Raw genomic sequence first — 23,854 nt, forward strand, 5'->3', positions numbered from 1 at the left:
TATTGCGGGCTTCAGAAAGAACGCAGAAGTGTTAAAAAAGGATTCTGCGGACACAAAAAAACCTCCCGTGGGAGGTTTTCTGTGCACAGAGAGGGGAAACTACCGTTCGATAGCCAGGGCCACCCCCTGCCCTCCGCCAATACAGAGCGTTGCGATCCCTTTTCGGGCGTTACGCTTTTTCATTTCGTGGACCAGCGACACCAGAATGCGGCAGCCGGAGGCGCCAATGGGATGACCCAGCGCAATTGCACCGCCGTTGACGTTGACCCGCAGCGGATCCCATTCCAGCATTTTCCCGACCGAGATCGCCTGTGCAGCAAAGGCTTCGTTGACCTCAATCAGATCCACATCGCTCAGGTCCCAGCCCGCCCGCTCCAGGCAGCGGCGCGTGGCATAGACCGGGGCGATCCCCATTAACGCAGGATCAACACCCACGCTGGCAAACGCTTTGATGCGCGCCAGCACCGGCAGCGCCAGCTCCTGGGCTTTGCTTTCACTCATCATCATCACCGCCGCCGCACCGTCGTTAATGGATGAGGCGTTGCCTGCCGTTACAGAACCGAGCGTTTCAAAGGCCGGATCGAGTTTTGCCAGCCCTTCTGCGCTGGCATCGGTGCGCGGCTGCTCGTCGGTATCGACGATGAGCGCTTCGCCGTTCTGGCGCTGGGTACTGACCGGGACAATTTCATCGCGAAAACGCCCGGAGTCGATCGCTGCACGCGCTTTTTGCTGTGAGCTGAGGGCATATGCATCCTGAAGCTCGCGGCTGATACCGTATTCCCGCGCCAGGTTTTCCGCCGTTACGCCCATATGGTAGTCGTTGAAGGCGTCCCACAGCCCGTCGTGAACCAGACTGTCAAGCAGCTGACTGTTCCCGAGCTGCGCGCCGGTCCGGCTGTCGGTCAGGACGTGCGGGGCGCGGCTCATATTCTCCTGCCCGCCGGCAATAACCACGTCCGCTTCACCGCACTGGATGGCCTGCGTCGCAAGATGGAGCGCTTTCAAACCTGAACCACAGACGTCGTTGATGGTAATTGCCGAAACGGTATTGGGCAGGCCCCCCTTCAGCGCTGCCTGGCGCGCAGGGTTTTGTCCCGCGCCAGCGGTCAGCACCTGGCCAAGGATCACCTCATCAATTTCATGTGCGGCAATCCCGCTGCGTTCCACCAGCGCTCTTACCACCACGCTGCCGAGATCAACCGCAGAGTGACGCGCAAGCGCTCCCTGAAAACAGCCGATAGCCGTACGTAACGCACCCACTATAACGACATCTTTCATCACGACCTCTGTGCAAAATGACATGACGATAGTAGAGGATTGTTATCAACAATTGACGCAAATGTTTAAAATTAGTGAGTTTAGTCACAGGATTATCGTGCGTCCTGCAAGTACTGGCGCAGCCAGCTTCCGGCGACGCCGGGCGGGGTTCGTTTGTTCCATACCAGATCGATGGCAATCGACCTCGGCCAGCCCGGCACGTTCAGCTGCACCAGCGATTTCGACGCGGCAAATTCGTCGACCAGCGCGCAGGGTAACGCGCACCAGCCAAAGCCCTGTACCGCCATACTCAGCAGTAACAGGTAATTCGGCGCAGACCAGACCGGCCCGCGCGCAAGGGGCGCTTCCCGTTCAAGATAGGTACTCAGCCGCAGCTCGCGCCAGCCATGCAGCTCGTCCGCCTGCGTCTCATGTTGCCCTGCCAGAGGATGTCCGGCAGAAACGTAAATAGCCATCCTTGTCTGCATAGGCAGACGGGTCGCGCCAATATCGGTCGGGTAGCTGTCGCGCGCTTCCGTCAGGCCAATTTGCGCCCGCTCCTTTTGCAGCAGATCGATCACGTCCTCCTCTTCACCAATCAGGCACTCAAATTCCGTGTGCGGAAAACGCTGGTCGAACTGGCTCATCATCTGTTCCAGCACGGCCGGGTTAAGCGTATCGGAGAGAACAAAGGTAAAACGCGCCTCCGTTTGCGCGGTTAAAGATACGGCCAGCTCATCCAGGCGCGCGCTGGCGGCGAGTATCGACTGGACATAGCCCAGCACCTGTTCACCCTGGGCGGTCAACACCGGGTGACGCGCCGAGCGATCGAACAGTTCAAAGCCAAGGTCAGCTTCAAGGTTGGCGATGGAGGTGCTGATGGTGGACTGGCTTTTACGCAGCCGCCGTGCCGCAGCAGAAAACGAACCTGCGGCGACAGTTTCAACAAACGCGGTCAGTGCTTCGGGAGAATAACGCATGATGTATCTACTTTATCGATGGATACCATCTTTTATATATCACCTTAAACGATAAGAATAGACCGCATCAACGCCCATACTGGCGTCAATATGAGGTAAATATGCAACATCAGGATGCACTCCAACGTAAATTGCCGGAGCGGATCTTCCATGCCGTCTGTTTTGAAGGCATTGCTACGGCGATCCTCGCCCCGACGGCCGCGTGGCTAATGCAGCGCTCGGTGGTTGAAATGGGGGGTCTCACCATAATTCTGGCGACCACGGCAATGCTCTGGAACATTATCTATAACTTTGGCTTCGACCGTTTCTGGCCCGTCCAGCGGGTGAAGCGCACGGCGAAAGTGCGCGCCCTGCATGCGCTGGGTTTTGAATGCGGTTTTATTGTGATTGGCGTAACCATCGTTGCCGCCGTGCTGGGCGTGACGCTGCTCCAGGCCTTTACGCTGGAAATTGGTTTCTTCCTGTTCTTCCTGCCGTACACCATGCTCTACAATTGGGCGTACGACACCCTGCGGGAGAAAATCATCAAGCGCCGCCAGCAACGCCGCGCCCTGGCAAGCGAATAACCTTCCGGCCGGAGACCTGCTCCGGCCCACCCCTGCGAAGCAACGGCGACCTCAACGCATAATTATGGTAAATTGCACTCCTTTTTGTTCGTTTTATAGTTGATACGTTGCTCTAATGTCGAAAATTTGGTCAAAAGAAGAGACTCTCTGGAGTTTCGCCCTCTACGGCACTGCCGTGGGCGCAGGAACCCTGTTCTTGCCCATTCAGCTCGGCTCTGCTGGCGCGATTGTCCTGCTGATCACCGCCCTTGTGGCGTATCCCTTAACCTACTGGCCGCATAAAGCGCTGGCGCAATTTATTCTGTCGTCGAAGACGAAAGGCAACGAAGGGATCACCGGTGCCGTTTCGCATTACTACGGCAAAAAGATCGGCAACCTGATCACCACACTCTATTTTGTGGCCTTCTTTGTGGTAGTTCTGATTTACGCGGTGGCGATAACCAACTCACTCACTGAACAGCTGGCGAAACGGATGACGGTGGATACCGGCATGCGGATGCTGGTGAGCTTTGGCGTAGTGCTGATTTTGAATCTGATCTTCCTGATGGGGCGGCACATCACCATTAAGGTGATGGGTTTCCTTGTCTTTCCGCTGATCGCCTATTTCCTGTTTGTCTCGCTGTATCTGACGGGCAGCTGGCAGCCGTCGCTGCTGACCAGCCAGATGGCCTTCGACCAGCATACGCTGCACCAGGTGTGGATTTCGATCCCGGTGATGGTTTTCGCTTTTAGCCATACTCCGATCATCTCGACCTTCGCCGTAGACCGTCGCGAGAAATACGGTGAAGAGGCGATGGGTAAATGCAAAAAAATCATGAAAGTGGCGTATCTGATCATCTGCCTCAGCGTGCTGTTCTTTGTGTTCAGCTGCCTGCTTTCGATTCCACCGTCGTATATCGTGGCGGCAAAAGAGGAAGGGGTGACGATCCTGTCCGCGCTGTCGATGATGCCTTCGTCCCCGGCATGGCTGGGCATTTCCGGCATTATCGTGGCGATTATTGCGATGTCGAAATCGTTCCTCGGCACCTATTTTGGCGTGATTGAAGGGGCAACGGAAATTGTGAAATCGTCGCTGAATCAGGTGGGTGTGAAGAAAAGCCGCGCCTTTAACCGCGCGGTTTCTATTCTCGGCGTGTCGCTGATTACCTTTGCGGTCTGCTGCATCAACCCGAACGCCATTTCAATGATTTACGCTATCAGCGGTCCGCTTATCGCCATGATCCTTTTCATCATGCCGACGCTGTCGACGTACCTGATCCCGTCGTTAAAACCGTACCGCTCCATCGGTAACCTGCTGACGCTGATTGTAGGTGTGCTGTGTGTGTCGGTGATGTTTGTCGGTTGAGTGTGCTGCCCGGCGCAATGCCGGGCATCTGTTTTACGCCCGAATATCGTCATACTCCCGCGTATTATCAAACTCATGCTTCGCAAACGGACACAGCGGGATAATTTTACGGTTCTCCCCGCGCATCTTCTCTACCACCTTCGCCACCAGCTGTTTACCCACACCCTGCCCTTTCAGGCTTGGATCTACATCGGTGTGCTCAATGATGCTCAGATGCTCGCCGGTTGGGACAAAGACAATCTCCGCTACCTGATTGCCTTCGGCGTCGTTGACGTAAAACTTGTTATGGCCTTCAAGAATTTCCATGGTTCCTCACTTATTTTTGGCGGTACTTCAGCGCACCGCTCGGGCAGGTATCAATTACGCGCACAACCGTTTCTGCATCTACTTCATCCGGCGCGATCCATGGTTTACGCTTCAGGTCGAACAGCGCCGCGCTGCCGCGCACGCAGTTGCCCGAGTGTTTGCAGATCCCGGTATTGAAGTAAACATCAATTTTCTCACCGGTGTAGGCCCGGTACCCCGCATCCAGTAGCTCCTGATCCATGATATTGCCTCTGTAATTATTGTGGTGACAAAAGAAGCATACCCTCAGCCGATCCGCCTGACCACGTCAAAAACGAGGTTTGGCCACCCTCTTTTCAACACGTTATTTCGCCAGACACTTAAGATTATTCCGAATACAGAAGCGCCCGTTGCGACGATATATTTTTGCGTTGTGTCAACTCTTGTAATAATTCACGCCACGTTCACATTAGGATTATTAGCTAAGCGAACTCCCAACATCCAGATTTATTTCTCCCTAACCAGTGGATTTACCGTCCGTTTTTAAAGTTCGTAACGAAGCGGTATTTCCTGAACACCTGCAAAATTACCGCAAAACAACCCAGACATGAAATTTGACTCTTCTCACATAACGACTAATGTTAATTCCTGAACGACAACTGATACGAATTACTTATCGTATCTCCTGACATAAACGCAACATGAGGGTTGATATATGGCAGAGCAACATCGTGGTGGTTCCGGTAATTTCGCTGAAGACCGTGAAAAGGCATCAGAAGCTGGACGTAAAGGCGGCCAGCACAGCGGCGGTAATTTCAAAAACGATCCGCAACGCGCATCTGAAGCGGGTAAGAAAGGGGGCCAGAACAGTCACGGCGGAGGCCGTAAATCTGATAACTCCTGATCTTATTTAAAGCTCTTATAAATATACCGAGAGCATGCTGCGGGCCCGTCGGCTCGCAGTACCTTCCCTTTATTTCACTGGAGCGAAAATATGAATATGAAAACTGTTGAAGATGTATTTATTCACCTGTTATCCGACACCTACAGCGCTGAGAAGCAGCTGACCCGCGCTCTAAGCAAGTTAGCTCGCGCCGCATCCAGCGAGAAGTTGAGTGCCGCGTTCACGGCCCACCTCGAAGAGACTCAGGGACAAATCGAGCGTATCGATCAGATTATTGAGCAGGAATCCGGCCTCAAACTGAAGCGCATGAAATGCGTTGCGATGGAAGGCTTAATTGAAGAAGCCAACGAAGTTATTGAGAGCACTGAGAAAAATGAAGTGCGTGACGCTGCATTAATTGCCGCAGCACAAAAAGTCGAGCATTACGAGATTGCCAGCTACGGCACCCTGGCCACCCTGGCTGAACAATTAGGCTATAAAAAAGCCGTTAAACTTCTTGCCGAAACGCTGGAAGAAGAAAAAGAAACCGATCTCAAATTAACCGATCTGGCTGTCGGCAATATTAATCAAAAAGCCCAGAAAGGATAAATATTAATTTGATGAGCATCAGCAACAAAAATTAACCAGATAATAAATCACAGGAGTTAATTATGAATCATGTAGAACACTACCATGATTGGCTACGCGATGCCCATGCGATGGAAAAGCAAGCCGAATCCATGCTGGAATCTATGGCCAGCCGTATTGATAATTATCCCGACTTACGTGCACGAATTGAACAACACGTTAATGAGACTAAACACCAAATTACCGTGCTGGAAGAAATTCTCGACCGCAATGATATTTCCCGTTCGGTCATAAAAGATTCCATGAGCAAAATGGCGGCGCTCGGCCAGTCCATTGGCGGCATGTTCCCTTCCGACGAAATTGTTAAAGGCTCCATCAGCGGCTACGTTTTTGAGCAGTTTGAAATTGCCTGCTACACCTCTCTGCTGGCTGCGGCCAAACAAGCGGGCGATACTGCCTCCATTCCTGCCATTGAGTCCATTCTGGAAGAAGAGCGCCAGATGGCTGACTGGCTGCTCCAGCATATTCCACAGACGACGGAACAGTTCCTGCTGCGCTCCGATGCGGACGGTGTTGAAGCGAAAAAATAACGAAAGAGGGAGAAACTATGTTTCGACACGTAAAACAGCTGCAATACACGGTACGCGTAGCCGAACCGAATCCGGGCCTGGCCAATCTTCTGCTTGAGCAGTTTGGCGGGCCACAGGGCGAACTTGCCGCGGCATGTCGTTACTTTACGCAAGGATTGAGCGACGACGATCCCGGTCGTAAAGATATGCTGATGGATATCGCGACCGAGGAATTAAGTCACCTGGAAATCATCGGCACCCTGGTGGGTATGCTGAATAAGGGTGCGAAAGGTGAACTGGCGGAAGGCGTTGAAAATGAAGCGGAATTGTACCGTTCCATGACCGAGAACGGCAACGACAGTCATATCACCTCCCTGCTCTACGGCGGCGGTACTCCACTGACCAACTCCGGGGGCGTACCATGGACGGCGGCGTATGTGGATACTATTGGCGAGCCCACCGCCGATCTGCGCTCTAACATTGCGGCCGAGGCGCGCGCCAAAATTATCTACGAACGGCTTATTAACGTAACGGACGATCCGGGTGTTAAAGATGCGCTGGCGTTTTTAATGACGCGTGAGGCAGCACACCAGCTCTCATTTGAGAAGGCGCTCCAGTCGATCCGTAACAATTTCCCACCGGGTAAATTGCCGCCAATCGAAGAGTACACTAATAAGTACTACAATATGTCTGAGGGGGGAGAAGTTCGCGGTAGCTGGAACAGCGATAAGCACTTCGACTACGTGGAATCTCCTCAGCCCGCGGTCGATGGCGGTGACGGCGGCGCAAGCGTAACGCTCACGACAGAGCAGGAAACGCTGGTCAAAGCGATGTGCGCACGTACGAAATCCGACCCTAACGCCGATCCGCTTACCGGTGCCGAGCTTGGCGCAGGTAAGAAAAAACCGTAACCGGTTTTGCCAGGCAGCCTGAGGCTGTCTGGCAATGCCTTGTGCGCTATCAGTTCCAGAGGTACGGAGCATGTTCGAGCTTGATGCGTTTCATCTGGCCAGGATACAGTTCGCCTTTACCGTCTCTTTTCATATTCTCTTCCCGGCGATCACCATCGGGCTTGCGAGCTATCTGGTGGTTCTCGAAGGCATGTGGCTTCGCACAAAAAATGATGTCTGGCGCTCGCTATACCATTTCTGGCTAAAAATTTTCGCCGTCAACTTTGGTATGGGCGTGGTTTCCGGGCTGGTGATGGCTTACCAGTTTGGGACTAACTGGAGCGGCTTTTCCCAGTTCGCGGGCAGCATAACCGGCCCTTTGCTCACCTATGAAGTCTTAACCGCCTTCTTCCTGGAAGCCGGTTTCTTAGGCGTGATGCTGTTCGGCTGGAACAAGGTTGGCCCCGGCCTGCACTTCTTTGCCACCTGCATGGTGGCGCTGGGCACGCTGATGTCCACCTTCTGGATCCTCGCCTCTAACAGCTGGATGCACACCCCGCAGGGCTTCAGTATTCAGAACGGTCAGGTCATTCCCGAAGACTGGCTGGCCATTATCTTTAACCCCTCATTCCCTTACCGCCTGATCCATATGTCCATCGCCGCCTTCCTGTGCAGCGCCTTGTTTGTGGGCGCGTCCGGGGCATGGCATCTGCTGCGCGGTAACGATACGCCCGCGATCCGCAAGATGTTCTCCATGGCCATGTGGATGGCGCTGCTGGTCGCGCCCATTCAGGCCGTGGTTGGGGATATGCACGGGCTGAATACGCTTGAGCACCAGCCTGCCAAAATCGCCGCGATTGAAGGCCACTGGGAAAACCCGCCCGGCGAGGCCACCCCGCTGCTGTTGTTTGGCGTACCGGATATGGAAGAGGAACGCACCAAATACGGGCTTGAAATTCCCGCGCTCGGCAGCCTGATCCTGACGCACAGCCTGGATAAACAGGTCCCGGCGCTGAAGGATTTCCCGAAAGAGGACCGCCCTAACTCGCTCATCGTCTTCTGGTCCTTCCGCATTATGGTCGGCATGGGGCTGCTGATGATTACCCTTGGCGTACTGAGCGTCTGGCTGCGCTATCGCCGTCGACTCTATCACTCACGGCCATTCCACTGGTTTGCCCTCTGTATGGGGCCTGCCGGATTACTCGCGCTGCTCGCCGGGTGGGTCACCACCGAAGTGGGCCGCCAGCCGTGGGTCGTTTACGGTTATCTGCGCACGATAGATGCGGTGTCTCTGCACAGCACGTTGCAGATGAGCATCAGCCTGCTGGCCTTTATCGTGGTCTACTGTTCGGTATTTGGCGTGGGATATGTGTATCTCGCCCGGTTGATTAACAAAGGTCCGCAGCCTGTGGGCACGCTAACGTCTAATACATCGGGCACCCCTGCCCGTCCGCTGTCCGCCGCCGAGTCTGTTCCGGAAGAGGAGAAGATCTGATGGGCGTCGATATCCCGGTCATCTGGTTTGCCATTATTGTCTTCGCCACGCTGATGTACATCATCATGGACGGTTTCGATCTCGGTATCGGCATGCTGTTCAGCTTTGTGGGTGATGCCAAAGAGCGCGACGTGATGGTGAACAGCGTCGCCCCGGTCTGGGACGGAAATGAAACCTGGCTGGTTCTCGGCGGCGCAGGGTTGTTCGGCGCTTTTCCGCTGGCCTACGCGGTAATAATCGATGCCCTGACCATCCCGCTGACGGCCATGCTGATCGGGCTTATTTTCCGCGGCGTGGCATTTGAGTTTCGCTTTAAGGCGACCCCTTCCCACCGCAAATTCTGGGACTATTCTTTTGCTGGCGGTTCCCTGCTCGCAACCTTCAGCCAGGGGATCGTGGTTGGCGCGATGATCAACGGCTTTGACGTGGAAGGGCGTCGCTTTGTGGGCTCCTCGCTGGACTGGTTCACCCCGTTTAACCTGTTCTGCGGGCTGGGCTTAATTGTCGCCTATACCCTGCTGGCCACCACGTGGCTGATCATGAAAAGCGAAGGCGCGCTGCAAAACCGGATGCGCGAGCTGACCCGCCACGTTCTGCTGGCGCTGATTGCCGTCATTGCGGTGGTAAGTATCTGGACCCCGCTCGGCTGGCAGTTTGTCGCCGAGCGCTGGTTTACTCTGCCTAACTTCTTCTGGTTCCTGCCGGTTCCGGTTCTGGTGGCGGTATTCAGCCTGTGGATCTGGCGGCTGACGCGTAATCCCGACAGCCATGCCCGTCCGTTCCTGTTAACGCTGGGCCTGATCTTCCTCGGCTTTAGCGGCCTGGGCATCAGCCTGTGGCCACACATAATTCCGCCGCACATCACCTTGTGGGAAGCCGCCGCGCCGCCTGCCAGCCAGCTGTTTATGCTGATCGGCACGCTGTTAATCATCCCGGTGATCCTGGTTTATACCGCCTGGAGCTATTACGTCTTCCGGGGCAAAGTGTCTGATACCGAAGGTTATCACTAAGGATTACTATGGCAGGCTGGCATACACGCGCCATTATTTACCAGATAGATACTGCCCTGTTTTACGATCTGAACGGCGATGGCTGTGGCGACATCGCCGGAATCGCCGCGAAGCTACGCTACATCCGCCGGATGGGCGCGACGGTTATCTGGATCACTCCGTTTTACCTCACGCCTTTTCTCGATGAAGGCTATGACGTGAGCGACCATTTGCAGGTCGATCCCCGCTTCGGCAAGCTCAACGATATCATCGCCTTTATTGAACAGGCGCGGGAGCTGGGGATGCAGGTCATTATTGAGCTGCTGATCCAGCATACCTCGGATGCGCATCCCTGGTTTCAACAGGCCCGCCGCAACCCTCAATCACCCTATCGTGACTATTACCTGTGGTCCGACACGGACGACGACGATACGCCGCCGATGTTCCCCGGCGTGGAGAAGAGTATCTGGACATGGGACGACGAGGCGGGGCAATACTACCGGCATATGTTTTATCACCACGAGCCGGATCTCAATCTGGCCTCCCCTGCGGTGCTGAAGGAGGTTGAGAACATCATCATCTTCTGGCTAAAGCTCGGGGTGTCGGGCTTTCGCCTGGATGCGGCGTCGCACCTGACAAAACAGGCCGGACGTGGGGATGAAAAACGCGGCCTGTGGATCCTGGAGCATCTGCGCCGTCTTATCGAGCAGCGTAACCCGGATGCGATCCTGCTCGGCGAAGTCGACGTGGAGGTCGAGGCCTACAAAGATTATTTTGGTCAGAACGACCGGCTCAACCTGGTGCTGAATTTCTGGCTCAATAAGTACTTCTACGTCAGCCTTGCGGAGAAAAGCGCACGACCGCTGCGCAACGCGGTAAAGAAGATGATTGTGCCGCCTGACTCCTGCTGCTTCGCCAACTGGCTGCGCAATCATGATGAGCTGGATCTGGAAGGGATAGGAAAAAAAGCGAAGCAGACCGTCATTGATGCCTTTGCCCCTGACAAAGAAATGAGTGTGTATCAGCGAGGTATCCGCCGCCGTCTGGCGCCGATGCTTAATGGCGATCGTAAGCGGCTGGCCTTTTGCCATGCGGTCTTGTTTTCGCTGCCGGGCGTACCGGTCATGCGCTACGGGGATGAGATTGGCATGGGAGATGATTTGGAACTGGAGGAGCGTTACGCCGTACGCACCCCGATGCAGTGGGCCGGATCGCAAGGCGGCGGTTTCTCAGACGCCGACCCGGAAACCTTTATCGCCCCGATGATTGACCGCGGCCCGTACCGCTATCAAAAAATCAACGTGGCGGATTCGCTGTTGCACCGCAACTCACTCCTGCACTGCATTATCGATATCGCCAATACGCGCTCGGAGTTCCCTGAGATCGGCGTCGCGCCGTTTCGTCTTATTAATATCGACAGCGATGCGGTGCTGGGGATCTATTACGAAACCGACACGCGCAGCATTCTGACCTTCGTTAACTTTAGCGATAAGCCCGTTAATTTTACCGCCAGAGGGATCCGGCATGCGACCTGGACCGCCTGCCTGGCGGACAAACGCTACAACGACGCGCTGGTGTGCGGCAAAACCGTCGCGCTTAACCTCAGCGGCTATGGGTACCGCTGGTTCTGGACCGATCGTACCGCACTGCGCTGATTATCGTCTCCGCGAGAGCAGAAGACGCGCCACGATTGCACTCGTGACGGCGAGGGAGCCGAGCAGCACTTTCCCCGGCATGCCGGAGGTAACGCTGGTGGCGCGCTCTTTTGCTTCGTCGGTGAAGTGCCCGTGGATTTTATGCAGATCGTTAACCGGCTGATCCAGATAGTCCTGACGGTCATCCGCATTTAGCGTATCGGTCATCTGCCCTTCCCAGGCCTTTTTAACCATCAGCCGATCCAGAAAGCCGGGAAAAAGAAATTGCCCGACAATCGACTGGACGGTGCTGCTGCCCACCCACAGCTCCCGCACCGGTTTTTGCGCTACCTTGAAAATCGCGCTGGCAGCCACTTCCGGCTGAAACACGGGGGGAACCGGTCGCATCGCCCAGGCAAATTTATTCCTCGCCCACTCGAATTGCGGCGTGTTGAGGCCCGGCATCTGTACCATTGCGATCTGCACCCGGCTGTTTTCATGCATCAGCTCGGTGCGCACGGCGTCAGTAAACCCGCGGATCGCGGCTTTCGCCCCACAGTAGGCTGACTGCAAGGGAATGGAGCGGTAGGCCAGCGCGGAGCCAACCTGAATAATCGTCCCCCGGTCACGAGGAGTCATTAACTCCAGCGCGGCGCGGGTACCGTTAACATAGCCCAGATAGGTCACCTCGGTGACGCGGCGAAACTCCTCAGGCGACATGGTGCGAAACGGCGCCAGCATCCCGCCCATGGCGTTATTCACCCACACATCGATGGCCCCAAGCCGGTATTCAATCTCGTTAGCAGCATCGGTCACCGCCTTGCTGTCCGCCACGTCGGCCTGAACGGCACAGGCGTTGATCCCGAAACGGCGCAACTCCTCTTCTGTGGAGCGCAGACTCTGCTCATCGCGGGCAATGATGCCCACATCGTAGCCCGCTTTGGCAAAGTGCAGCGCCGTGGCCTTCCCCACGCCCGCCGTACCGCCGGTAATAACGATGACAGCCATAGCCTTTCCCCTTGTTTCAGACGTTATCCCAGCCGGAGAGTATTTCGATCAGTTCAGACAGGGAATAACGCACCGCTTTATCCACCACATCCTGACATTCACCGGAAAACAGCACGGTGCGGGTTTCCGTCTGTCCGCGAATATTCCAGCCGAAGCAGACCGTACCGGCTGCGGTGCCATCGTCTCCGCCTTCCGGTCCCGCATAGCCGCTGATGGCAAGGCCAATATCCGCCTCGGCAATTTCGCGAATTTTAGCGGCCATCTCGGTCACCGTTTGTTCACTGACGGCGGTGAAGCGCTCAATGGTTTCGTGCCGCACGCCGAGGATCCTCTCCTTCGCCGCATCGCTGAACACCACCATGCCAACATCATAAAATTCCGCCGTGTTCTCTTCGGCACAAAGCGCAACCGCGAGATTGCCGCCGGTACAGGACTCTGCGGTAGTTAACCGCAAACCTCTGTCCGTAAGCTCAGTGGCGAGCTTTTTCGTCAGCTCGCTGATGGTGCTGTTACTGTCGTGAATAAGATTGCTCATCGCGTTGCCCTTAATTTTCGCCAGGAATAATAGAAATATGACCATTACGCTCAAGAATAGCGTATTTTATCTCCTTCAATTCTGTAATACCGTGATTCTGGCGGGCTGATACCAATATATCATCACAGGATACATCGACCTTTTTCAGTTTATCGGCAAGGGGGACACCGTTCTCCACCAATATCACCGGCGTGCCATCAAGAATATTCTCAACAGTGGAAAAATATTTTTTCAGGAGGCCAAAAATAATATCCACCACCACCAGCGTTGTTATTGTAATCATCGCACCGGTGACGGAAAAATCTTCGCCAAGCAGCGCCTGCTGTGTCGCTTCACTGATAATTAAGAGCAAAATAAGGTCAAAACTGGTCATTTGTAGCAGGGCGCGCCGCCCGGCAACTTTAAACACAATGACCAGAAACAGGTAAATTGCCAGGGCACGAAAAACCATGTCCATATTCGACTCCTAGGGGTAAATAAACTGCCAGAAACGGATATCTGGCTCGTTGTTTACGCGGATGCTGTTTGTCCACTTCCCTGCTTTTGACGGCGTGATGAATAATAGAACGGTAAATTTATCGGTCTGTTGTAAACGATCGTAGACGAGAAACAGGGTATTCCCCCGGCTGTACATGCTGTCCGGTTGTGGCCAGACGCTGCCGGGCTCATACACGTCGCTGCTTTCGCTGGTCAGGCTGAGGGTATATTTCCCCTCAGACGTCACCGGAAACGTCAGCGCCATCCGTGATTCGGTCTGGCGGCGACCGAAGCGCTCATAGCTCAGAGCCAGGGATTTTGCATCATTTGTTTTCTCCACGTCGCTGACCACACCGCTTGAAAACAGCCCGGCAATTGCCGCCACGATAATAGCTAACAGCACAATAAAACCCACCTGACGAAATGCGTACTCAAACGTCAGTAAACGATAACTCTCTTTTATCCCAGGCACTTTTTCATTTTTTGGTTCCATGGCAGTCGTCACCGTTTCGCTTAATTGCCGAAATTTTTGATTTCTCTGTGCAAATGCTTTTAAGACTTATCACATTTGCCACATAAAGAAATAGCAACAATACTTAATAAGTCAAGACATCCAAAATGAAGGATATCAGATGAAATTATCAGTGATTTCAGCCTTGTTAATATTAATTATCCCTACTGCCTGGGCAGATAATAACGGCGGGTTACAAAAGGGTGACGCGCCGCCACCGCCGCATGCGCTGGACAGCGGTTATCGTGGTACCGATGATGCGCGCATTATGACCATTACTCAGGCGAAAGAGATGCATGATGGCGCCTCTATTTCACTGCGCGGCAATCTTATTGATGGCAATGGCGATAAATACGTATTCCAGGATAAAACCGGGAAAATCGACGTTATTATCCCGAAAGCCGTATTTGACGACAGAACCGTGGAACCTGACAACATGATCAGTATTAGCGGCTCGCTCGATAAAAAATCATCCCCACCCGTAGTCCGGGTCAGCCACTTGCAAAAATAATTCAGCGAAGCGTTAACGCTGTAACTATCCATCAAATCTCACCCCTAACAAGGAGTTAGCTATGAGTGATAATGAACAACGTACGAACGCTTACCCAACGCCACCTTTCCCGGAGCAACCCCAGACGCCGCCGGGCCTGTCCTCTGAAATGGAACCTGTACCCGACCACGGCGAGAAGAGCTACAAAGGGCATGGACGTCTTGCCGGTAAGAAGGCACTAATTACCGGGGGCGATTCCGGCATCGGACGCGCGGTAGCCATTGCCTATGCCCGCGAAGGGGCAGATGTCGCCATTAACTATTTGCCGGAAGAGGAAGAAGACGCAGCGGAAGTCATCGCCCTGATTAAAGCGGAAGGACGGAACGCTGTCGCGCTTCCGGGCGATGTGCGCGACGAAACTTTTTGTCAGAACCTGGTGGAGCAGGCCGTCTCAAAACTGGGCGGGCTGGATATCCTGGTGAATAACGCAGGCCGCCAGCAGTATCGTGAGTCGCTGGAAGAACTGACTACGGAAGATTTTGACGCGACCTTTAAGACCAACGTCTATGCGCCTTTCTGGATCACAAAGGCGGCGTTGCGCCACATGAAAGCTCCCGCTTCCATCATTAACACCTCCTCCGTTCAGGCGGTAAAACCGAGCGCCGTACTGCTTGACTATGCGCAGACCAAAGCCTGTCTCGCGGTGTTTACCAAAGCGCTGGCGAAACAGCTGGGTCCGAAAGGGATCCGCGTGAACGCGGTAGCGCCCGGACCTTACTGGACCGTGCTCCAGCCCAGCGGTGGGCAGCCACAGGAGAAAGTGAAACATTTTGGCGAGAGTACCCCTCTGGGACGCCCGGGACAGCCCGTGGAGATCGCACCGCTGTATGTCACTCTGGCCTCGGATGAGTGTTCATACACCTCCGGGCAGGTCTGGTGTTCAGACGGCGGCGACGGCGTCATTTGACGAAAAAGGCTGCGAAAGCAGCCTTTTTTACTTTTAAGGGGTGACGACAGGAAACCAGAAACTGAAGCTCTCCATGCAGCGCAGCATTTCGTCTACCTTCGCGGCGTTGCCGACGATCGTCACCTCTCCTGCCTGTTGCGCCTTTTTCAGCGTGGTTTCCTTAAGGATGATTTTGTTCAGCGTTTCGCGGCTGAGCGTAATGGTTGCATCCGGATCTTCTGCCTGGATATTGGCACTATGGTTCAGCACGCCATTCTCCAGCTCCAGCTTATACCTGCCGCCCTCGCGGCCTAAATCAACGTTAAAAATACCTCTGGCATTCGCCGCTCTGACGCCGTTAAGGTGAACGCCGAAGTAGTCAAAAATCATCTCAGTCGACATGGCACGGACCGCATCCGGGCTGGCGGTTTTGGGCGTCGGCTTTATCTTCACGCCGTTACGCAACTCTTGCGCACCGGTGAGGTAGGCGTTACGCCACGGCCCTGACTCCGCATGGTATCCCAGCTGTTCAAACGCATCGGCTTCCAGTTCGCGCGCCGCCTTATTATTCGGATCGGCAAAAACGACTTTACTGACCACCTGAGCCACCCAGCGATAATTCCCCCGGGCATAATCGACACGGGCTTTTTCAAGGATCGCGCGGGCTCCGCCCATGTAATCGACATACTTTTTCGCCGCCTCGACCGGAGGCAGTTCATCGAGCGTCGCCGGATTGCCGTCGAACCAGCCAAGATAGTAGACATAGGTGGCTTTGACGTTGTTGCTTACCGAGCCGTAATAGCCACGGCCTGCCCAGGATTTAGCCAGTCCGTAAGGCAGGGCGAAATTTGCGGCTATTTCATCCCTCGTCAGCCCCTTATTCGCCAGTCTGAGCGTCTGGTCGTTGATATAGCGGTAGATATCACGCTGGCTTTTCATCAGCTTCACCACTTTCTTATTACCCCATGTGGGCCAGTGGTGCTGCGCGATAATAATTTCCGCTTTATCCCCCCAACGATCGAGAGCGTTATTGATGTACTTTGACCATGCCAGCGGATCGTGTATCTTCGCCCCGCGCAGCGAGTAGGTATTGTGCAGGGTGTGAGTGACGTTCTCTGCTGCTTGAATCAGCTTTTTCTCTTCCACATACCAGAGCATTTCAGACGGCGCTTCCGACCCCGGCGCCAGCATAAAATCATAGGTGAGACCGTCGATGATCTCTTTCTGCCCGTCTTTGGTAATGGCGTGAGTGGGCGCGATAAGCGTGACCGTCCCCGCTGAGGTGGTCGTCCCCAGACCCGCTCCTATCTGACCTTTTACATTGGCCTTTAACAGGTTTCCGTAGATATAACTGGCACGGCGGCTGATGGCATTTCCGGCCATGATATTTTCCGATACCGCCTCTTCCATAAAACCTGCTGGAGCATAGACTTTCACTTTGCCGGTCATCACTCCCGCTTCATCGACCACGCCACGCACGCCGCCATAATGATCGACATGACTATGGGTATAAATAACGGCAACAACCGGGCGTTTGCCACGATGTTGAACGTAAAGATCCATGCCCGCTTTGGCCGTTTCCGCAGACAGCAGCGGATCGATAACCGTGATCCCCTCTTTGCCCTCTATAATCGTCATATTCGACAGATCGAGGTTGCGGATCTGGTAGACGCCTTCCGTGACCTCAAACAGACCGCCAATATTATTCAGCTGCGCCTGACGCCACAGGCTCGGGTTGACGGTATCCGGCGCTTTTTGCCCTTCTTTGATAAAAGCGTATTTCTGGGGGTTCCAGATAACGGCGCCTTTTTCGTCTTTAATCACCGCGGGTGGCAGCGAGGCAATAAAGCCTTTGTGCGCATTTCGGAAATCGGTCTTATCAAAGAAGGGCAGTTGACCATAAAGTGCATCATTCATCTCTTTCGTATGGGCAGTGGCTCCCTTCCCTTCCTTTTGTGCCAGGACAGGCAATGAGGTCAACGAGACTAATAGCAGACCAGCAACGGCCATCGCACTAACGAGAGTTTTAAATTTCATACTTCCTCGAGGAGTTATATTCACGCTGGCGGTACATGGGGGGAAAGGAGGCTATCACCAGGCTTATCTTTAACCTATGAAATTAATGTTTATAAATAAATAAGTTAATTCTTTCGTCGCTGCGGCCTTCAGGGATAATGCTGAGTCCAGTTATTTCCCCGGAGTGATTCGATGAAGAGCCTGCCGTTCTTTTTCGCTGTATTAACCCTCAGCACATTAACAGCCTGTAGTTCTCCCCAACCAGACAATGTTGAAAAAATTAATCATCTGCAAATTCCACTGGTGTTGCCGGGGGAAAAATCGCCGCAGGTACAGATATCGCATATCGCGTCTCTTTATCAGGAAAATAAACAGCAGATCGAGACCCTAACGCGCAGCGTAAAATCACAGTATCTACAGGACACCACCGCAAAAGAAATTTTTGTTGCGGACAGTGCCGTTCAACGCGTCTATGCCTCGCTGACCAAGCTGGAACAGCTAGATATGGTTAACCAGCAATACCTGAAAGATAATAATGTCACGGGCCTGCAAAATATTCATATCGTTCTTGAACCATTATTCACCAGCTGAAAACAAAAAACCCGGCAACTTAAGCAGCCGGGTTTTTATTAATGGGCATATCACGGACATCAGTCGTACTGACCAAAGCGATAGCTAAGCCCTGCGGTGACGGAACTCAGGTCGCTGCTCACGCCGATCTGGTTAACATTGCCCACGTTGCTTACCCACTGATACTCCAGGCGGCCCGCCCAGTTTTTATTGAAGGCGTATTCAGTACCCACGGCAGCAAGCGGGCGCACACCTGTTTCAAAACGATTGTGACCACTTACATCGGATTCAGCGCGATAGCCCATTGCGCCGGCACGGCCGTAAATATCCCAGTCATTGGTCAGGGCATAACTGGCCTTCAGAGACAGTTGCAGGCCCTGCGTCTTCATTTGCGCCCCTGCGCCATGCTGGCCTTTAATCTGCATGTTGCCTAAATAATCATAACCACCTTCTACCGCAAGCCATGGGGTAATCTGATAACCCGTATAAACACCCCCGCCGACATTATCATGGTCAAAATCGAAGTGATCGGAATGCGTGTTCTCAAACGCTTTTGAACCCATATTGGTATCAAAATAGTGAGACCAGCCGAATTTCGCCCCGCTATACCAGGTGCCCGCATCCGCGGCGGCGAAGGCGGAAGTGGCGGTAAATACATTAGCCACAATTAATGCGATAACTGTCTTTTTCATAAAAATACCGTTTACTTGATAAAGTTAAATCTGAGAAAGCAAACGATATAGAAAATTAACGGCAGCGTTAATTCCATTTCTGTTTAATTTTAAACTTCCGCTAGAATGATTCGGGTAAATGTCTGACTTCAAGCAGGTATCCGCCGCGCTTAAAGGAGATATATTCTCCCTGCTTAAGGGCGGATAATACATTGAGTATACTGCTGCGAGAGAGCAGCGTACGATCCTGAATATATTCCAGAATCGTGGTACGCAGACGCGTCTCTTCCGGGAGCAAAATCATTTCCTGAAGGTGGTTACGAATAACGGAATAGGTACGCTGCTGGAGTACCTGTGCATCACGAAATATTAAATAGGCCGTATGGTATGAAAGCAGCGCGGCGACATCCTCCCAGACGCCCTCGGCGCGAAACAACTCAGCCGCCTTGTCCGCATCGAGACGTAAAATAGTCGACTCCCTTTCCGCACGGAGAAGATGCCCCTGCGTAGGCTGGATCATCTCTGCAATACCAAACAAATGCGGCTCGTAAACGGTCACTACCACCAGTCCATCCGAAGCCCGCAGCAGGGATAACTCCCCTTCCAGAAAGAGGTACATCTGCTGTTTCCCCTTCCGTAACCAGGTGAGTCGCTTACGCGGAACAACGTGCACTTTCTCCGCTATCGGCTCAAGGATAGCGGTCAGTCGTTCGATGGATTTTTCGGGTCGAACAGGCGGTAAAATATGCATGGTACAACCTTCTGACATTCAATATCTGCCATTATAGACCATATATTTTAAGCGTTTAGCCGATCAAAACTGATAGCTGTAGTTGACGCTGGCAAACCAAAGATAAGGATGGTCGTAACTTCCGGCAAACGCCACCGGCGATTTCACATGCGACGACTGCATATGAAGATACGACACGGCAATACCAATATTGCTGGCCGGGGTGATCTGATACTGGGCCCCCGTGCCAAATCGCCACTCATCGCCGGTAGGTAAGGTTAAGGCCACATCGCTCTGGCTTTCATACGGCGAGCTGTCGAACGCCACACCGGCATTCAGTCGCCACTGAGGCGTTGGACGATACTGCACGCCCACCGCACCGTGCCACGTGTCCTTCAGGCGGCTGACGTTGTTCAGCTGCTGGTCCCCGACGACGATTTGCGGCGCGCCGAACTGGCTCCAGTCCTGCCAGCCGAGATCGCCCATAACCGACCACCGCGGGTTAATATCATGCACCAGACTGAGCATGATTTGCTGCGGCGCGCTGATCTGTGCCGACAATGGCAGGTCGTAGGTGCCGTTCTGTAGACGCGCGTTGCCGTCAATATTGAAGCTGTAGTCCGTTTCGCTGTTCCAGGTAATACCGGCTCGGGTCTGGTCAGTTAGCTGCATCAGCAGCCCAAGCCGATAGCTCATGGCCAGGTCTTCATCGCGTCGCTGGTAGTCATCATCGCGTCGCTGGTAGTCATCATCGTTAACGCTGCGAGTCAGCGAGAAGTAACCGTAGTTAACGTTGGCGGACGCGCCAATCGAAAGACGGTCGTTAAGCTTATAGGCCAGCGAGGGGCTGAGCGTCATGGCTACCATGGTACTCTTTTTAATCAGCCTGTCGCCCGCCCAGCTGCCGTAGTCGATCCCCAGGCCGTAATTACCGTAAAGCCCGATCCCGGCATAAAGATCATCGTTTATCTTCTGGCTATAAAAGGCGCTGGCATTCGGGATGGTTTTCATCACATCGCCGGGGCTTTGATGGGCATCGTTATCCAGCTGGTTGTCGATGGAGCCATCCATAACCTGTAACCCACCGGTGACCATATGATCCGGTAAGCGCGTCATGCCAGCCGGGTTGGTCATGATTGTCGAGGCGTCCTTCGCACGAGCCGCCTGCCCTGCTCCGGCAAGCGCGGTATCTTCGGTGCCGGCTTCATAAAAATAGAGGGCGCTGGCATGGGCACTGGAGACAGCTAATACGCCAGCGCACAGGAGGAGTCGTGTTTTCATCTGTGGTCCGGGAAATAAAAAATTTGCCGACAGATATAACAGGGGCGATTGATTACGTAAAAAGAAAGAGGGTTTAATTTTAAATTATGCGCGGTTCAGCCCCTCTTAATATCTCTGACAATTCAGCGACGTCCGGAATACGACGCCGCTACGTCCTGCACCTGTAATACGCTCAGGTACAGGACGATAAAATCCAGCAACTTTTATACATGTTTATTAGGACTTACTTATAATGCTCCAGATTGGTTTCCGGGCCCGTTCTGGCAATTTCCTGAGCTTTGCCGAAACTTTCAATCAGGCACTTATATTCCGGACAGACATGCTCTGCCAGGATCTCAGCAAAGCGAGAACCTTCCTCGCGGTTCCAGGTTCTCATTAATTCAGCGACAATGGCAAACGTATCGGTAGGGATCGCCCCCGCCTGAGCCACGCGCGCGATGGTGGTATCGGTCGCGATTTTGGACCAGTTCCCCGAGGCATCCACAACACAGTAAACCTTATACCCCTCCTGGACAGCGCTAACCGCAGGGAACGCCATGCAGACGCTGGTGAGCGTGCCGGCAATAATCAGGGTCTTTCTGCCCGTCTTTTCCACTTCCTTCACAAACGCCGGATTATCCCAGGTATTAATCTGCCCGGTGCGTGGAACATACACGGCATGGGGTGCATATTTGTGAATTTCCGGGATGAGCGGGCCATTGGGACCGTCAGGAACAGAGGCCGTGGTGATCACCGGGATATTTAAAAGCGTGGCAACTTTGGCTATCGCTGTCACATAATTACGAAGGTCTGGTACAGGCACATCACGTACCGTGTTGAATAAGCCACTCTGATGGTCGATGAGTAAAATTACAGCGTCATCAGTATCAATCATACCGTTTGTAGCAGCCATATTTCTTTCCTCATGATTTCTTTTACATTGCCGTCAACTCTCCCGGCTCCGCGATTTTACATGCACATGGTCAGGGTATAATGCATTGATAAATCATAATGAATAGTAGTTCGATCCGGTCTGAATACCGCATCATTTCAGGACAATTTCTGGCACGGTACGCTGAGCCATCGACGCTGACGGAAAGCCCTCGTGAGGAGAAAAGATCTTTACAATGCCGTTATGCGGCCATTCGTATTCGTTCGGCTGAAGGCAAGCGTTACTCACTACTGGGATCGCCCTTATCCTCCCGCATGGATTCGATAAACTCCCGTTGCTCCTCTGTGAGTTCAAGCTCATCCAGCAAGCGATCTAACTCTTCTTCAGGTGATTCCTTTTGGTTCTTTCTCTTCCCGGTAGCCATACTCACCCTTGAGTTATTAGGATTAATCTCAGGGTATCCAGGGTACAGGAAATGTGCAACTTAGCGTGTTATGCCATGGGTGATTCCTTGTTTAGCAAAAGAAGGCTTTTTACTACGAAAAGAGAGCTTTGTGCCTGTTGCAATAAAGCGAGGCAAATTGCAGCGTAAGCAAAGCGGTGTGACGCAGTGGCAACACCAGAATATTTCATGCAGATCCAGTGAAATTATTAGGCGGTTAATCGTTCCACTCAGCGGATCTATAATAGAGCCGGGGATATTTTAAGCAGGAGGAAGTAAACTGGGAGGATAAAGAGACGGGACACCCACGGGGGTGGGTTGTGAAAGTATTTCCTATGGTCTTCGACCTTATTGCACCTAAAATGACCAGACACATTTTGGGAAGGAGTCTTTAATGGATATTGCGTTGCTTAACAGGGGCTGGAACAGAACATGGTCAGATACCATGGTGAATCTAGAGGCCCGGAAACTCGTCGAAACAGCAAACCGGCTGTCAGCATTCTATTTGCAAGATGGTCTTACACGTATCAAGTTTGTCGAAGAGATAAAACAGGTTGTAGATAAAGAATTTGAAACAGCACGACGAGCTAAAACCGATGAAGAATGCATTGCATGCATCAAAAATCTGCGTGCTGAAACAGATAATCTACACGAACAAGAACGCCTGTTAAGAACCAGAGCCGCACAGCTTTACGCGAAGGTCGAGTTTGTTAAGGAAAATAATAAAATCGTCGGTTATGTTATATCCGCCGTAAACGTGGTGCTATCAGGCGTGGTTCTCTTTGGTGGCTTTATGATGTTATCCACTATGGGGCCGATTGGTATGCTGGCTGGGGCAGTCCTGATTGCCGATGGAATGAACGGATTAACGAAAGAAGTGCTCAACTTTGATCAGCCAGAAGGACATAAATCCTCGCAAGGTATCATTGCTGACTCCGCGATGCATACGGCCCAGTTCATGGGATTTAATCCTAACACGGGCTTGGCTCTCTATAATGGTGTTACTCTCGGTGCCAGTGTGTACAGCATTGTAGGACTCGCTCGAAAAACTGGAGCCTGGAGATTATTTCGCTGGCTTCCACACGATTACTATCGCAAAGTCAGCACAATGAGCACTCCTAAGCTAACAATGAAGATTGTCGGTTATGGTGTTAAAGCAAAAGTGATTTTCGATCTATTGACAACCGAAAATGGAACCAGTTAATCCTTGATAGTTTTTCGGTAACGCCAGGATTTATAGGAAATTACCGGCGGCTGCGCGAAGGACATAATGGCAACCCCAAAGATCATCGCCAGCCCCCATGCAACTGCTCTATCAGGTGAGCTGAAGACGATAAGTAGCAGTAGGATTAAGGCACACACAGCCACCACTCCCGCCAAGGTAACAAATCGCCTAGCGAGGTCATTTATGGCCTCTCCAAGCGTTCCTCCATATTTTTCAATGTTGCTTTTTATCTTCTGCAATTCGGGCTGCGTAAACCCTGAACGTAACAAAGCCTCATCAGTCACTTTCATATCGTCTCGTCCCTTATCTCCCAGAAGTGTTTTCCCAATCGCTGATTGTGCAAGCAATCATACTGATGAACTTTACAGCAATCCACATGATGTTTGTCCAATGAATCAGATTTCAGACAATAGAAGCCATAAAGCCCCGTTGGTGATACAGCAACAAGTGGAGCCGTTAGGCGACAACATCAGACTGTCAGAGGGATCACACCTTATCAGGATAACCGTGTACCCTTGCGGGAGCGTGGCTGAAACGCTGATAGATCCTACATGTCGTTTGTAGGTACGTTATCACCATAAACCTGTTTTCGGGAGTTAT

General features: G+C 53.0%; 28 protein-coding genes. 13 read left to right on the forward strand and 15 right to left on the reverse strand.

Features of this window, described 5'->3' with window-relative positions; translation table 11 throughout:
- Window positions 1–99 precede the first annotated feature (99 nt).
- Together RY075_RS18585 and RY075_RS18590 are read right to left on the reverse strand one after the other, a co-directional pair.
- On the reverse strand, window positions 100–1,278 hold the full coding sequence (locus RY075_RS18585; protein WP_302378148.1) for an acetyl-CoA C-acetyltransferase: 1,179 nt from the start codon (window positions 1,276–1,278) through the stop codon (window positions 100–102).
- Between the two features lie 92 nt (window positions 1,279–1,370).
- Window positions 1,371–2,237 (reverse strand): LysR family transcriptional regulator, encoded by an 867-nt coding sequence (locus RY075_RS18590; RefSeq protein ID WP_003862845.1) that lies wholly within the window; start codon window positions 2,235–2,237, stop codon window positions 1,371–1,373.
- 101 nt (window positions 2,238–2,338) lie between these two features.
- Between RY075_RS18590 and RY075_RS18595 the strand changes: the two genes are divergently transcribed.
- Both RY075_RS18595 and RY075_RS18600 read left to right on the forward strand, forming a co-directional pair.
- The gene (locus RY075_RS18595) at window positions 2,339–2,803 is read left to right on the forward strand and encodes a multidrug/biocide efflux PACE transporter (RefSeq protein WP_022651793.1); all 465 of its coding nucleotides are present in this window, start codon (window positions 2,339–2,341) and stop codon (window positions 2,801–2,803) included.
- 115 nt (window positions 2,804–2,918) lie between these two features.
- The gene (locus tag RY075_RS18600) at window positions 2,919–4,148 is read left to right on the forward strand and encodes an amino acid permease (RefSeq protein WP_003862847.1); all 1,230 of its coding nucleotides are present in this window, start codon (window positions 2,919–2,921) and stop codon (window positions 4,146–4,148) included.
- A gap of 33 nt (window positions 4,149–4,181) precedes the next feature.
- On the opposite strand, the gene RY075_RS18605 is transcribed toward RY075_RS18600, so the two are convergent.
- Entirely contained in the window at window positions 4,182–4,454 is a 273-nt protein-coding gene (locus RY075_RS18605; protein ID WP_003862848.1) for a GNAT family N-acetyltransferase, read from the reverse strand.
- A gap of 10 nt (window positions 4,455–4,464) precedes the next feature.
- Window positions 4,465–4,695, reverse strand: a complete 231-nt coding sequence (yjdI, locus tag RY075_RS18610; RefSeq protein ID WP_003862849.1) for a 4Fe-4S mono-cluster protein YjdI — start codon at window positions 4,693–4,695, stop codon at window positions 4,465–4,467.
- A gap of 453 nt (window positions 4,696–5,148) precedes the next feature.
- On the opposite strand from yjdI, the gene RY075_RS18615 reads away from it, so the two are divergent.
- From RY075_RS18615 to RY075_RS18645, 7 genes are all read left to right on the forward strand, one after another.
- Window positions 5,149–5,337 carry a general stress protein gene (locus RY075_RS18615; protein ID WP_022651794.1) on the forward strand — a complete coding sequence of 63 codons (189 nt, stop codon included), beginning with the start codon at window positions 5,149–5,151 and terminating at the stop codon, window positions 5,335–5,337.
- A 90-nt stretch (window positions 5,338–5,427) separates the two neighbouring features.
- Window positions 5,428–5,925 (forward strand): ferritin-like domain-containing protein, encoded by a 498-nt coding sequence (locus RY075_RS18620; RefSeq protein ID WP_003862851.1) that lies wholly within the window; start codon window positions 5,428–5,430, stop codon window positions 5,923–5,925.
- A gap of 62 nt (window positions 5,926–5,987) precedes the next feature.
- Window positions 5,988–6,494 (forward strand): ferritin-like domain-containing protein, encoded by a 507-nt coding sequence (locus tag RY075_RS18625; protein WP_003862853.1) that lies wholly within the window; start codon window positions 5,988–5,990, stop codon window positions 6,492–6,494.
- Window positions 6,495–6,511: 17 nt separating this feature from the next.
- A complete protein-coding gene (locus tag RY075_RS18630; RefSeq protein ID WP_032610071.1) occupies window positions 6,512–7,384 on the forward strand; it encodes a manganese catalase family protein in 873 nt (290 codons plus the stop codon).
- A 70-nt stretch (window positions 7,385–7,454) separates the two neighbouring features.
- Complete coding sequence (locus RY075_RS18635; RefSeq protein ID WP_032610072.1) at window positions 7,455–8,858, forward strand: cytochrome ubiquinol oxidase subunit I; 1,404 nt, start codon at window positions 7,455–7,457, stop codon at window positions 8,856–8,858.
- Window positions 8,858–9,868 carry a cytochrome d ubiquinol oxidase subunit II gene (cydB, locus tag RY075_RS18640; protein ID WP_015571779.1) on the forward strand — a complete coding sequence of 337 codons (1,011 nt, stop codon included), beginning with the start codon at window positions 8,858–8,860 and terminating at the stop codon, window positions 9,866–9,868. Before RY075_RS18635 ends, cydB begins: the two co-directional genes overlap by 1 nt.
- An 8-nt stretch (window positions 9,869–9,876) precedes the next feature.
- Window positions 9,877–11,502 carry an alpha-amylase family protein gene (locus RY075_RS18645; protein WP_032610073.1) on the forward strand — a complete coding sequence of 542 codons (1,626 nt, stop codon included), beginning with the start codon at window positions 9,877–9,879 and terminating at the stop codon, window positions 11,500–11,502.
- Here the strand turns inward: RY075_RS18645 and RY075_RS18650 are convergent, their stop codons facing one another.
- The 4 genes from RY075_RS18650 to RY075_RS18665 are packed head-to-tail and all read right to left on the reverse strand — an operon-like array spanning window position 11,503 to window position 13,994.
- Complete coding sequence (locus RY075_RS18650; protein ID WP_045896912.1) at window positions 11,503–12,489, reverse strand: SDR family oxidoreductase; 987 nt, start codon at window positions 12,487–12,489, stop codon at window positions 11,503–11,505.
- Between the two features lie 16 nt (window positions 12,490–12,505).
- Window positions 12,506–13,024 carry a 2-oxo-tetronate isomerase gene (locus RY075_RS18655; RefSeq protein WP_126542432.1) on the reverse strand — a complete coding sequence of 173 codons (519 nt, stop codon included), beginning with the start codon at window positions 13,022–13,024 and terminating at the stop codon, window positions 12,506–12,508.
- A gap of 10 nt (window positions 13,025–13,034) precedes the next feature.
- Window positions 13,035–13,481 (reverse strand): YetF domain-containing protein, encoded by a 447-nt coding sequence (locus RY075_RS18660; RefSeq protein ID WP_338627888.1) that lies wholly within the window; start codon window positions 13,479–13,481, stop codon window positions 13,035–13,037.
- 9 nt (window positions 13,482–13,490) lie between these two features.
- Entirely contained in the window at window positions 13,491–13,994 is a 504-nt protein-coding gene (locus tag RY075_RS18665) for a hypothetical protein (RefSeq protein ID WP_003862866.1), read from the reverse strand.
- A 139-nt stretch (window positions 13,995–14,133) separates the two neighbouring features.
- Here RY075_RS18665 and RY075_RS18670 point away from each other — a divergent pair, with 139 nt between their 5' ends.
- Window positions 14,134–14,523, forward strand: coding sequence for a YdeI family stress tolerance OB fold protein (locus RY075_RS18670; protein WP_003862868.1), 390 nt, complete (start codon window positions 14,134–14,136; stop codon window positions 14,521–14,523).
- A gap of 61 nt (window positions 14,524–14,584) precedes the next feature.
- Window positions 14,585–15,469, forward strand: a complete 885-nt coding sequence (locus RY075_RS18675) for an SDR family oxidoreductase (RefSeq protein ID WP_022651800.1) — start codon at window positions 14,585–14,587, stop codon at window positions 15,467–15,469.
- Between the two features lie 33 nt (window positions 15,470–15,502).
- Here the strand turns inward: RY075_RS18675 and RY075_RS18680 are convergent, their stop codons facing one another.
- Window positions 15,503–17,485, reverse strand: coding sequence for an alkyl sulfatase dimerization domain-containing protein (locus RY075_RS18680; protein ID WP_137041676.1), 1,983 nt, complete (start codon window positions 17,483–17,485; stop codon window positions 15,503–15,505).
- Window positions 17,486–17,656: 171 nt separating this feature from the next.
- On the opposite strand from RY075_RS18680, the gene RY075_RS18685 reads away from it, so the two are divergent.
- Window positions 17,657–18,055 (forward strand): hypothetical protein, encoded by a 399-nt coding sequence (locus tag RY075_RS18685; RefSeq protein ID WP_023323707.1) that lies wholly within the window; start codon window positions 17,657–17,659, stop codon window positions 18,053–18,055.
- Window positions 18,056–18,114: 59 nt separating this feature from the next.
- Here RY075_RS18685 and RY075_RS18690 read toward each other — a convergent pair whose 3' ends face one another.
- From RY075_RS18690 to RY075_RS18710, 5 genes are all read right to left on the reverse strand, one after another.
- Window positions 18,115–18,726 carry an outer membrane beta-barrel protein gene (locus tag RY075_RS18690; RefSeq protein WP_003862873.1) on the reverse strand — a complete coding sequence of 204 codons (612 nt, stop codon included), beginning with the start codon at window positions 18,724–18,726 and terminating at the stop codon, window positions 18,115–18,117.
- A 100-nt stretch (window positions 18,727–18,826) separates the two neighbouring features.
- Window positions 18,827–19,456, reverse strand: a complete 630-nt coding sequence (locus RY075_RS18695) for a winged helix-turn-helix transcriptional regulator (protein WP_003862875.1) — start codon at window positions 19,454–19,456, stop codon at window positions 18,827–18,829.
- Between the two features lie 63 nt (window positions 19,457–19,519).
- Window positions 19,520–20,716, reverse strand: a complete 1,197-nt coding sequence (locus RY075_RS18700; protein WP_338627889.1) for an outer membrane protein transport protein — start codon at window positions 20,714–20,716, stop codon at window positions 19,520–19,522.
- Window positions 20,717–20,939: 223 nt separating this feature from the next.
- A complete protein-coding gene (locus tag RY075_RS18705; protein ID WP_017382881.1) occupies window positions 20,940–21,608 on the reverse strand; it encodes an isochorismatase family protein in 669 nt (222 codons plus the stop codon).
- A gap of 259 nt (window positions 21,609–21,867) precedes the next feature.
- Entirely contained in the window at window positions 21,868–22,011 is a 144-nt protein-coding gene (locus RY075_RS18710; protein WP_015571788.1) for a hypothetical protein, read from the reverse strand.
- Between the two features lie 412 nt (window positions 22,012–22,423).
- Here RY075_RS18710 and RY075_RS18715 point away from each other — a divergent pair, with 412 nt between their 5' ends.
- Window positions 22,424–23,233, forward strand: coding sequence for a DUF4225 domain-containing protein (locus RY075_RS18715; protein ID WP_048209574.1), 810 nt, complete (start codon window positions 22,424–22,426; stop codon window positions 23,231–23,233).
- On the opposite strand, the gene RY075_RS18720 is transcribed toward RY075_RS18715, so the two are convergent.
- On the reverse strand, window positions 23,230–23,544 hold the full coding sequence (locus tag RY075_RS18720) for a hypothetical protein (protein WP_003862882.1): 315 nt from the start codon (window positions 23,542–23,544) through the stop codon (window positions 23,230–23,232). The genes RY075_RS18715 and RY075_RS18720 overlap by 4 nt on opposite strands.
- Window positions 23,545–23,854: the final 310 nt, after the last annotated feature.

This window comes from Enterobacter sp. JJBC (genome assembly GCF_036936505.1).
In the GTDB taxonomy this organism is placed as follows: domain Bacteria; phylum Pseudomonadota; class Gammaproteobacteria; order Enterobacterales; family Enterobacteriaceae; genus Enterobacter; species Enterobacter hormaechei_C.

Bases quoted from the DNA above. Each gene is read 5' to 3' on its own strand.
- RY075_RS18700 (WP_338627889.1), bottom strand. From the start codon at position 20,716: ATGAAAACACGACTCCTCCTGTGCGCTGGCGTATTAGCTGTCTCCAGT.
- RY075_RS18645 (WP_032610073.1), top strand. From the start codon at position 9,877: ATGGCAGGCTGGCATACACGCGCCATTATTTACCAGATAGATACTGCC.
- RY075_RS18715 (WP_048209574.1), top strand. From the start codon at position 22,424: ATGGATATTGCGTTGCTTAACAGGGGCTGGAACAGAACATGGTCAGAT.
- RY075_RS18630 (WP_032610071.1), top strand. From the start codon at position 6,512: ATGTTTCGACACGTAAAACAGCTGCAATACACGGTACGCGTAGCCGAA.
- RY075_RS18655 (WP_126542432.1), bottom strand. From the start codon at position 13,024: ATGAGCAATCTTATTCACGACAGTAACAGCACCATCAGCGAGCTGACG.
- RY075_RS18590 (WP_003862845.1), bottom strand. From the start codon at position 2,237: ATGCGTTATTCTCCCGAAGCACTGACCGCGTTTGTTGAAACTGTCGCC.
- RY075_RS18660 (WP_338627888.1), bottom strand. From the start codon at position 13,481: ATGGACATGGTTTTTCGTGCCCTGGCAATTTACCTGTTTCTGGTCATT.
- RY075_RS18595 (WP_022651793.1), top strand. From the start codon at position 2,339: ATGCAACATCAGGATGCACTCCAACGTAAATTGCCGGAGCGGATCTTC.
- RY075_RS18690 (WP_003862873.1), bottom strand. From the start codon at position 18,726: ATGAAAAAGACAGTTATCGCATTAATTGTGGCTAATGTATTTACCGCC.
- RY075_RS18600 (WP_003862847.1), top strand. From the start codon at position 2,919: ATGTCGAAAATTTGGTCAAAAGAAGAGACTCTCTGGAGTTTCGCCCTC.
- RY075_RS18695 (WP_003862875.1), bottom strand. From the start codon at position 19,456: ATGCATATTTTACCGCCTGTTCGACCCGAAAAATCCATCGAACGACTG.
- RY075_RS18615 (WP_022651794.1), top strand. From the start codon at position 5,149: ATGGCAGAGCAACATCGTGGTGGTTCCGGTAATTTCGCTGAAGACCGT.
- RY075_RS18625 (WP_003862853.1), top strand. From the start codon at position 5,988: ATGAATCATGTAGAACACTACCATGATTGGCTACGCGATGCCCATGCG.
- cydB (WP_015571779.1), top strand. From the start codon at position 8,858: ATGGGCGTCGATATCCCGGTCATCTGGTTTGCCATTATTGTCTTCGCC.
- RY075_RS18710 (WP_015571788.1), bottom strand. From the start codon at position 22,011: ATGGCTACCGGGAAGAGAAAGAACCAAAAGGAATCACCTGAAGAAGAG.
- RY075_RS18585 (WP_302378148.1), bottom strand. From the start codon at position 1,278: ATGAAAGATGTCGTTATAGTGGGTGCGTTACGTACGGCTATCGGCTGT.
- RY075_RS18720 (WP_003862882.1), bottom strand. From the start codon at position 23,544: ATGAAAGTGACTGATGAGGCTTTGTTACGTTCAGGGTTTACGCAGCCC.
- RY075_RS18675 (WP_022651800.1), top strand. From the start codon at position 14,585: ATGAGTGATAATGAACAACGTACGAACGCTTACCCAACGCCACCTTTC.
- RY075_RS18605 (WP_003862848.1), bottom strand. From the start codon at position 4,454: ATGGAAATTCTTGAAGGCCATAACAAGTTTTACGTCAACGACGCCGAA.
- RY075_RS18665 (WP_003862866.1), bottom strand. From the start codon at position 13,994: ATGGAACCAAAAAATGAAAAAGTGCCTGGGATAAAAGAGAGTTATCGT.
- yjdI (WP_003862849.1), bottom strand. From the start codon at position 4,695: ATGGATCAGGAGCTACTGGATGCGGGGTACCGGGCCTACACCGGTGAG.
- RY075_RS18635 (WP_032610072.1), top strand. From the start codon at position 7,455: ATGTTCGAGCTTGATGCGTTTCATCTGGCCAGGATACAGTTCGCCTTT.
- RY075_RS18685 (WP_023323707.1), top strand. From the start codon at position 17,657: ATGAAGAGCCTGCCGTTCTTTTTCGCTGTATTAACCCTCAGCACATTA.
- RY075_RS18620 (WP_003862851.1), top strand. From the start codon at position 5,428: ATGAATATGAAAACTGTTGAAGATGTATTTATTCACCTGTTATCCGAC.
- RY075_RS18650 (WP_045896912.1), bottom strand. From the start codon at position 12,489: ATGGCTGTCATCGTTATTACCGGCGGTACGGCGGGCGTGGGGAAGGCC.
- RY075_RS18670 (WP_003862868.1), top strand. From the start codon at position 14,134: ATGAAATTATCAGTGATTTCAGCCTTGTTAATATTAATTATCCCTACT.
- RY075_RS18705 (WP_017382881.1), bottom strand. From the start codon at position 21,608: ATGGCTGCTACAAACGGTATGATTGATACTGATGACGCTGTAATTTTA.
- RY075_RS18680 (WP_137041676.1), bottom strand. From the start codon at position 17,485: ATGAAATTTAAAACTCTCGTTAGTGCGATGGCCGTTGCTGGTCTGCTA.